The sequence below is a fragment of the Natroniella acetigena genome (assembly GCF_023227745.1).
Taxonomy (GTDB): domain Bacteria; phylum Bacillota; class Halanaerobiia; order Halobacteroidales; family Halobacteroidaceae; genus Natroniella; species Natroniella acetigena.
In genome coordinates this window covers 1-5629 of record NZ_JALKBX010000091.1, presented here as the reverse complement: position 1 = coordinate 5629, position 5629 = coordinate 1, and the positions used below count along the sequence as shown (strand labels likewise).

The window sequence follows — 5629 nt, the reverse complement described above, 5'->3', positions numbered from 1 at the left end:
CTGGGTGTGAAGAGGGGGAAAATCTGAAAATAGGTAACAATACTATTGAAGGATTACCTATCTCTATTGTCAGTGTCCGTAATCCGTGTCAGTAAAAAAACTAACTTCAAAACCTATGTTTGAGGTGTTTAAAGATGTTGAACTTCACTGCCACAGACACAGACTACTGACACTATATATCAATAAAAGATATGTTGATATAGATGAATGAGTTATTTGGAGGGGTAAAATGGAAGATAATTATAAGACTATAGCTAATAATATTCGAATAGAAAGAAAGATAAAAAGGTGCAAGTTTATCACTTCTATTAAGAGTGTAAAGACAACTGAAGAGGCAGAAAAATTTATCGATCAAATTGCTGAGGAATTTTCTGATGCTACTCATAATGTATCTGCTTTTAAGGTTGGTCTAGCAGATCAAGCGATTACTCGCTGTAGTGATGATGGAGAACCAGCTGGTTCTTCTGGTCCTCCAGCTTTACAGGCACTTGAAGGGAGAGGGGTTACTAATGTTGCAGTAGTAGTGACTCGATATTTTGGTGGGGTTAAGCATGGGGTAGGAGGGTTAATTAGGGCTTATGGCGATTCGGTGCGGGAAGTAATCAAAGAAGCTGGGATTGAAGAGAGGGTTAGGTATCTTAAATTCAGTATTACGATTTCTTATGATTTACTGGGGGGAGTTATTAATTATTTAGAAGGTAGTTCTGGTCAGGTAAAGAATGTAGAGTATAAAGCTAATGGAGTTGAAGTTATTGGGTTGATTAAACCCAGTTTTTTTACTAGTTTAACTGCTAAGATTAAAGAAGCTACTAAAGGAGAAGCAGAGATTAAAATTAAAGGGGATGAGTTTCGAGGATGAAAGTATTACAGAAGTGGGCTGTATTTATGGTAGGTCAAGTGGTTATTAGTTTTGGAATTGCATTGACTATTAGAGCAGAGTTAGGGGTTGCCCCTTGGGATGTCTTCCATATTGGATTGGCCAATCAATTTAGCTTGACTGTAGGTAGAGCAGCTCAAATAACCGGCTTTGTAATTATTTTATTAAGTTTTTTGTTAGCAAAGATAAAGCCGACTTTAGGCACAATAGCTAATATGGTGTTAGTAGGGTTTATTCTTGATGGATTACTTTTAGTAGTCTCTAGTCCCACAGATTTAATTATGAGATATCTTTATTTGGGATTAGGAGTAATTATTTTGGGGTTTGGAGTTGGAGTATATATTTCAGTCCATTGTGGAACTGGGCCAAGGGACAGTTTGATGATGGCGTTAGATAGAAACTTAAGTTGTGATATTTCGATAATCAGAGGAGGAATAGAGGTTGTAGCTTTAAGTGTAGGTTATTTGTTAGGGGGGCCAGTTGGAGTCGGTACTATCTTGACTGCTTTAGGGATTGGCCCGGTTGTTAGTTATTCATTGAGAAAAATAAATGAGTTAAAAAATAAGTTTCAACCAAAGGTTGATTGTTATAACTAAGCTTAAGTTTAAACTTAATTACAATTATGTGTCACAAAGTGACACATAATTGAGTTGACAGTGTACAGTGAACAGTTTACAGTTAAGATCAAAACCTTAAAAAATTAAGACCTCTGAAATGCCTTATGTTCGCAGGTTTAGAGTGATTTTGATTTAAGTTTTTAATGGTTTTAACTGTCAACCATCAACTGTAAACTGTACACTGATATAAAGTGGCAAAGTGCCACTTTATATCAATATAGTATTTAATTTTTCAATATTAGATTTAGGTTAACGCCTATAATTCTCAACTATAAACTGTTGTACATTGAAGTAAGGATAATCATAGAAAACACATAATTATAATTAATATTGCTAATAATTATAAGAGGGAAGAATGGGCTTGTTTTTGAAAATAGCTATGCAATGATAAAGTTAAAGTCTTTGAAACTACTTAAATTATAATCTTTAAACCGCTATTGACAAATTCTTAGTCCTGTGGTATGATTATTTTAGCAAAACCAACAACAAAGGTCGGGATTAACAGGAGGGGTTTAATGAAGTTATCAACCAAAGGTCGCTATGGAGTAAGGGCAATGTTTGATTTAGCTTTACATCAAGGTGATGGGCCAACTCCACTTAGGAGTATAGCTGAAAGGCAAAATATATCTGAACATTATCTAGAACAGTTGATTGCTAATTTGAGAAAAGAAGGTTTAGTCAATAGTGTGCGGGGAGCTCATGGAGGATACTTACTATCTAAGCTTCCTGCTGAGATAACGATTGGAGATATTATTAAAGTTTTAGAAGGACCAATTGCTCCAGTTGATTGTGTATCTGATAAAGTTGAAGAGGGTAAGTGTGAAAATATTACTGATTGTGTTGTTAGGATGATCTGGGAAAGAATGAAAGATAGTATTGATGAAGTGTTAGATGAAATTACATTAGAAGATTTGAGACAAGAAGCTATTAATGCTAAACAAAATGGTTCGCAGCATGGTTATATGTACCATATTTAGTGGTTAGTGGCTAATGACTAGTATAATGCCTACAAAAGGAGGAATAAAGATGAAGAAGATATATATGGATTATGGAGCAACAACACCAGTAGATAAGGAAGTTGTTAAGGAAATGGAACCTTATTTTAATCAAGTATATGGCAACCCCTCTAGTTTTCATTCTTTTGGAAGAGAAGCTAAGAATGCTATTACTGAGGCTAGAGATAAAGTTGCTCAGTTAATTGGTGCAGATATAGTAAAAGAGATGATTTTTACCAGTGGTGGAACTGAAGCTGACAATTATGCTATCAAAGGAGTTGCTTCTGCTTTAGAAGAGCAAGGTAAGCATATTATTACTTCTTCTATTGAGCATCATGCTGTGTTACATACTTGTGAATACTTAGAAAAAGAAAGAGGATTTGAAGTCACTTACTTACCTGTAGATGAAGATGGTTTTGTCAATCCTCAAGATGTAAAAGATGCAATTTGTGAGGATACTATTTTAATTACAATTATGTTAGCTAATAATGAAATGGGTACTATCCAACCGATTGCTGAAATTGGTGAAATTGCTAAAACTGCTGGAGTAACCTTTCACACTGATGCTGTTCAAGCAGTAGGAACGATTCCTGTCGATGTCAATCAATTAAATGTAGATTTATTATCATTATCTGCTCATAAATTCAATGGGCCAAAGGGAGTAGGGGCTTTATATGTAAGAAAAGGAACAAAGATTAAGAAGTTTTTGCATGGTGGAGCTCAAGAAAGAAATAGGAGAGCAACAACAGAGAATGTTCCTGCAATTGTAGGCTTAGGAAAAGCAGCTGAGTTAGCTAGAAAGAATTTAAATAGGAAAAGAGAAGAGTTAATTATATTAAGAGATAAGCTGATCAATGGAATAGAAGAGAAGATTGATCATGTGAAATTAAATGGTCATCGAACTGAGCGATTACCTGGGAATGTTAATTTCAGTATTAGATATATTGAAGGTGAGTCGATTTTAATGAAATTAGACTTAGAAGGAATAGCTGCTTCAAGTGGTTCAGCTTGTACTTCAGGTTCTTTAGATCCTTCCCATGTGCTATTAGCAATGGGATTATCCCATGAGATAGCTCACGGTTCTTTGCGATTAACCCTAGGTAAATATAATACAGAAGAAGAAGTAGATAAAGTATTAGAACTATTGCCTAAAATTGTAGCTGATTTAAGGGCTATGTCACCAATTTATAATCAATAATGCTTATAAAATCTTATTAAATAGAAAATAATAATAAAGGAGTGGCTGTGAATGTATAGTGATAAAGTTATGGATCATTTTGAGAACCCACGTAATGTAGGTGAAATAGAAAATCCTGATGGTGTAGGAACGGTTGGTAATGCGAAGTGTGGCGATATTATGAAGATGTATATTAAAGTAGATGATGAAAAGATTAATGATATAAAATTTAAAACTTTTGGTTGTGGAGCTGCTATAGCTACAAGTAGTATTACTACTGAAATAGTCAAAGGGAAAACAATAGAAGAAGCTCAGCAATTGAGTAATCAAGCTGTAGCTGAGGCATTGAATGGACTACCTCCAGCTAAGATGCACTGTTCTAATTTAGCAGCAGATGCATTACATAAAGCTATCAATGACTATTTAGGGATTGATAATGAAGAAGATAATGATGAAGATGCTCATCATGGACATGACCTTGGAGAAGAATGTACTTTAGATATGAATTAATAAACTTTGATGATAAAGGGTGAATTAGATGTTGAATAAGGAGCGGGTTGTTGTAGCAATGAGTGGAGGAGTTGATAGCTCCTTAACTGCTGCTTTGTTAAAGGAAGAAGGCTATGAAGTAATTGGGATAACTATGCAGATTTGGCCCACTACAGAGAATCCTAAGGAAAATGAAGGGGGTTGCTGTTCTTTATCAGCTGTAGAAGATGCAAGAAGGGTAGCTAATAGATTGGATATTCCGTTTTATGTTGTTAATTTTAAAGAGTTATTTGAAGAAAAAGTTATCCAGGACTTCAAAGAGGAATATGCTAAAGCTAGGACTCCTAATCCTTGTATTATGTGTAATAAAGAGATTAAGTTTGGTGCTTTCTTGAGGAAAGCTAAAGAATTAGATGCTTATTATATGGCTACTGGTCACTATGCTAAAATCGATCAAAATCAACAAGGGAGATATATAATTAGAAAAGCTGTTGATGAAAGGAAGGATCAAAGTTATACATTATATAATATGACGCAGGAGCAATTGGAGCATACACTCTTTCCTTTAGCTGAATATAAAAAAACTGAAACAAGAGAATTAGCTAAGGAGTTTGGTTTAAAGGTTCATAATAAACCTGATAGTCAAGAAATATGCTTTGTTCCTGCTGATGATTATAATAGATTTTTAAAAGAGAATTATCCTGATATTATTGAGCCAGGGCCAATTCTCGATTTAGAAGGTAATAAACTGGGAGAACATGATGGTCTTCCCTTTTATACTATTGGTCAGCGAAAAGGGCTTGATTTAAAAACACATAAGAAGTGGTATGTAGTTGAATTAGATCCAGAAAGGAATGCTGTGATTGTAGGAGATAATGAGGATGTCTTTGCTGAAAGCTTGATTGCTGATGATTTAAATTGGATTGCTATTGAAAGCTTATCTACACCTTTAAAGGTGCAAGCTAAAATTAGATATAATACATCAGCTGCTAAAGCAACTATTTATCCTGTGAATGATGCTCAGGTTAAAGTGGTATTTGCTCAACCTCAAAGAGCAATTACTCCTGGACAGTCTGTTGTGTTTTATGATCAGGATGTAGTTGTAGGAGGAGGATTGATCAAATAAAAAAGAGGGGCTGCCCCTCTTTTTTAGGTTGTAACTTATAGATTTGAAAAAAGTTTATATAAATGCTTGACATTTAAGAGGACAAATGTTATTCTATTAGTTGTCGCTTGCAAGAAATATAGAAGTTTAATCTTTTCTTGACAAGTTTGGAGTAGAGTGATATACTACTCGATGTTGCCGCAAAAAAGATTGGTAACAAAAAAGATTTCAAAAAGTGCTTGACAACTGAGAACGAATTTGATATTCTGTTAACTGTCGCTTGAGGAAGTGGCAGGAATTAAACAAGCTATTCGGTCTTTGAAAACTAAACAATGCAATGTTTCAACTAAGCAAGAAGAGCTAGTCAAA

General features: G+C 34.5%; 6 protein-coding genes. All 6 read left to right on the top strand.

Features of this window, described 5'->3' with window-relative positions; genetic code table 11:
• The first annotated feature begins 229 nt into the window (after positions 1–229).
• The 6 genes from MWH25_RS12495 to mnmA all read left to right on the top strand — a co-directional run bounded on the left by MWH25_RS12495 (position 230) and on the right by mnmA (position 5281).
• Complete coding sequence (locus tag MWH25_RS12495) at positions 230–859, top strand: YigZ family protein (protein ID WP_248627984.1); 630 nt, start codon at positions 230–232, stop codon at positions 857–859.
• On the top strand, positions 856–1473 hold the full coding sequence (locus tag MWH25_RS12490; RefSeq protein ID WP_248627983.1) for a YczE/YyaS/YitT family protein: 618 nt from the start codon (positions 856–858) through the stop codon (positions 1471–1473). Before MWH25_RS12495 ends, MWH25_RS12490 begins: the two co-directional genes overlap by 4 nt.
• Before the next feature lie 536 nt (positions 1474–2009).
• Positions 2010–2471 (top strand): RrF2 family transcriptional regulator, encoded by a 462-nt coding sequence (locus MWH25_RS12485; RefSeq protein ID WP_248627982.1) that lies wholly within the window; start codon positions 2010–2012, stop codon positions 2469–2471.
• Between the two features lie 49 nt (positions 2472–2520).
• The gene (nifS, locus tag MWH25_RS12480; protein WP_248627981.1) at positions 2521–3687 is read left to right on the top strand and encodes a cysteine desulfurase NifS; all 1167 of its coding nucleotides are present in this window, start codon (positions 2521–2523) and stop codon (positions 3685–3687) included.
• A 51-nt stretch (positions 3688–3738) separates the two neighbouring features.
• Positions 3739–4176, top strand: coding sequence for a Fe-S cluster assembly scaffold protein NifU (gene nifU / locus MWH25_RS12475; protein ID WP_248627980.1), 438 nt, complete (start codon positions 3739–3741; stop codon positions 4174–4176).
• A 28-nt stretch (positions 4177–4204) separates the two neighbouring features.
• Positions 4205–5281, top strand: coding sequence for a tRNA 2-thiouridine(34) synthase MnmA (gene mnmA, locus MWH25_RS12470; protein ID WP_248627979.1), 1077 nt, complete (start codon positions 4205–4207; stop codon positions 5279–5281).
• Positions 5282–5629 lie beyond the last annotated feature (348 nt).

Bases quoted from the DNA above. Each gene is read 5' to 3' on its own strand.
- nifS (WP_248627981.1), top strand. From the start codon at position 2,521: ATGAAGAAGATATATATGGATTATGGAGCAACAACACCAGTAGATAAG.
- MWH25_RS12490 (WP_248627983.1), top strand. From the start codon at position 856: ATGAAAGTATTACAGAAGTGGGCTGTATTTATGGTAGGTCAAGTGGTT.
- nifU (WP_248627980.1), top strand. From the start codon at position 3,739: ATGTATAGTGATAAAGTTATGGATCATTTTGAGAACCCACGTAATGTA.
- MWH25_RS12495 (WP_248627984.1), top strand. From the start codon at position 230: ATGGAAGATAATTATAAGACTATAGCTAATAATATTCGAATAGAAAGA.
- MWH25_RS12485 (WP_248627982.1), top strand. From the start codon at position 2,010: ATGAAGTTATCAACCAAAGGTCGCTATGGAGTAAGGGCAATGTTTGAT.
- mnmA (WP_248627979.1), top strand. From the start codon at position 4,205: ATGTTGAATAAGGAGCGGGTTGTTGTAGCAATGAGTGGAGGAGTTGAT.